Source organism: Pseudomonas sp. NPDC087612 (assembly GCF_044743505.1).
Lineage (GTDB): Bacteria > Pseudomonadota > Gammaproteobacteria > Pseudomonadales > Pseudomonadaceae > Aquipseudomonas.
This window is the reverse complement of the sequence record NZ_JBIUWO010000026.1, coordinates 1-2,968: the sequence shown is the minus strand read 5'-3', so window position 1 is coordinate 2,968 and position 2,968 is coordinate 1. Positions and strand designations below refer to the sequence as shown.

1 rRNA gene is annotated in these 2,968 nt (G+C 51.9%); it reads right to left on the bottom strand.

Annotated elements, in window-relative coordinates:
- Window positions 1–19: 19 nt before the first annotated feature.
- Window positions 20–2,909 (bottom strand): 23S ribosomal RNA (locus ACIOVF_RS27970).
- Window positions 2,910–2,968: the final 59 nt, after the last annotated feature.

Genomic DNA, 2,968 nt, shown 5'->3' with positions numbered 1-2,968 from the left:
CAAATTGCTTGGGTGTTATATGGTCAAGCCTCACGGGCAATTAGTATTGGTTAGCTCAACGCCTCACAGCGCTTACACACCCAACCTATCAACGTCGTAGTCTTCGACGGCCCTTCAGGGAGCTCAAGGCTCCAGTGAGATCTCATCTTGAGGCAAGTTTCCCGCTTAGATGCTTTCAGCGGTTATCTCTTCCGAACATAGCTACCCGGCAATGCCACTGGCGTGACAACCGGAACACCAGAGGTTCGTCCACTCCGGTCCTCTCGTACTAGGAGCAGCCCCTCTCAAATCTCAAACGTCCACGGCAGATAGGGACCGAACTGTCTCACGACGTTCTAAACCCAGCTCGCGTACCACTTTAAATGGCGAACAGCCATACCCTTGGGACCGGCTTCAGCCCCAGGATGTGATGAGCCGACATCGAGGTGCCAAACACCGCCGTCGATATGAACTCTTGGGCGGTATCAGCCTGTTATCCCCGGAGTACCTTTTATCCGTTGAGCGATGGCCCTTCCATACAGAACCACCGGATCACTAAGACCTACTTTCGTACCTGCTCGACGTGTCTGTCTCGCAGTCAAGCGCGCTTTTGCCTTTATACTCTACGACCGATTTCCGACCGGTCTGAGCGCACCTTCGTACTCCTCCGTTACTCTTTAGGAGGAGACCGCCCCAGTCAAACTACCCACCATACACTGTCCTCGATCCGGATAACGGACCTGAGTTAGAACCTCAAAGTTGCCAGGGTGGTATTTCAAGGATGGCTCCACGCGAACTGGCGTCCACGCTTCAAAGCCTCCCACCTATCCTACACAAGCAAATTCAAAGTCCAGTGCAAAGCTATAGTAAAGGTTCACGGGGTCTTTCCGTCTAGCCGCGGATACACTGCATCTTCACAGCGATTTCAATTTCACTGAGTCTCGGGTGGAGACAGCGCCGCCATCGTTACGCCATTCGTGCAGGTCGGAACTTACCCGACAAGGAATTTCGCTACCTTAGGACCGTTATAGTTACGGCCGCCGTTTACCGGGGCTTCGATCAAGAGCTTCGCGTTAGCTAACCCCATCAATTAACCTTCCGGCACCGGGCAGGCGTCACACCCTATACGTCCACTTTCGTGTTTGCAGAGTGCTGTGTTTTTAATAAACAGTCGCAGCGGCCTGGTATCTTCGACCGGCATGGGCTTACGGAGCAAGTCCTTCACCCTCACCGGCGCACCTTCTCCCGAAGTTACGGTGCCATTTTGCCTAGTTCCTTCACCCGAGTTCTCTCAAGCGCCTTGGTATTCTCTACCCAACCACCTGTGTCGGTTTGGGGTACGGTTCCTGGTTATCTGAAGCTTAGAAGCTTTTCTTGGAAGCATGGCATCAACCACTTCGTCGCCTAATGGCAACTCGTCATCAGCTCTCGGCCTTAAGATCCCGGATTTACCTAAGATCTCAGCCTACCACCTTAAACTTGGACAACCAACGCCAAGCTGGCCTAGCCTTCTCCGTCCCTCCATCGCAATAACCAGAAGTACAGGAATATTAACCTGTTTTCCATCGACTACGCTTTTCAGCCTCGCCTTAGGGACCGACTAACCCTGCGTCGATTAACGTTGCGCAGGAAACCTTGGTCTTTCGGCGTGGGAGTTTTTCACTCCCATTGTCGTTACTCATGTCAGCATTCGCACTTCTGATACCTCCAGCAAGCTTCTCAACTCACCTTCACAGGCTTACAGAACGCTCCTCTACCGCGTCACCTAAGTGACACCCGTAGCTTCGGTGTATGGTTTGAGCCCCGTTACATCTTCCGCGCAGGCCGACTCGACTAGTGAGCTATTACGCTTTCTTTAAAGGGTGGCTGCTTCTAAGCCAACCTCCTAGCTGTCTAAGCCTTCCCACATCGTTTCCCACTTAACCATAACTTTGGGACCTTAGCTGACGGTCTGGGTTGTTTCCCTTTTCACGACGGACGTTAGCACCCGCCGTGTGTCTCCCATGCTCGGCACTTGTAGGTATTCGGAGTTTGCATCGGTTTGGTAAGTCGGGATGACCCCCTAGCCGAAACAGTGCTCTACCCCCTACAGTGATACATGAGGCGCTACCTAAATAGCTTTCGAGGAGAACCAGCTATCTCCGAGCTTGATTAGCCTTTCACTCCGATCCACAGGTCATCCGCTAACTTTTCAACGGTAGTCGGTTCGGTCCTCCAGTCAGTGTTACCTAACCTTCAACCTGCCCATGGATAGATCGCCCGGTTTCGGGTCTATACCCAGCGACTAAACGCGCTATTAACACTCGCTTTCGCTACGCCTCCCCTATTCGGTTAAGCTCGCCACTGAATATAAGTCGCTGACCCATTATACAAAAGGTACGCAGTCACCTAACAAGTAGGCTCCCACTGCTTGTACGCATACGGTTTCAGGATCTATTTCACTCCCCTCTCCGGGGTTCTTTTCGCCTTTCCCTCACGGTACTGGTTCACTATCGGTCAGTCAGTAGTATTTAGCCTTGGAGGATGGTCCCCCCATATTCAGACAAAGTTTCTCGTGCTCCGTCCTACTCGATTTCATGACTAAGAGATTTTCGCGTACAGGGCTATCACCCACTATGGCCGCACTTTCCAGAGCGTTCCGCTAATCTCAAAGCCACTTAAGGGCTAGTCCCCGTTCGCTCGCCACTACTAAGGGAATCTCGGTTGATTTCTTTTCCTCAGGGTACTTAGATGTTTCAGTTCCCCTGGTTCGCCTCTTGCACCTATGTATTCAGTACAAGATACTCAGCTTATGCTGAGTGGGTTCCCCCATTCAGAGATCTCCGGATCAAAGTCTGTTTGCCGACTCCCCGAAGCTTATCGCAGGCTACCACGTCTTTCATCGCCTCTGACTGCCAAGGCATCCACCGTATGCGCTTCTTCACTTGACCATATAACCCCAAGCAATCTGGTTATACTGTGAAGACAACATTCGCCGAAAACTTGTAAT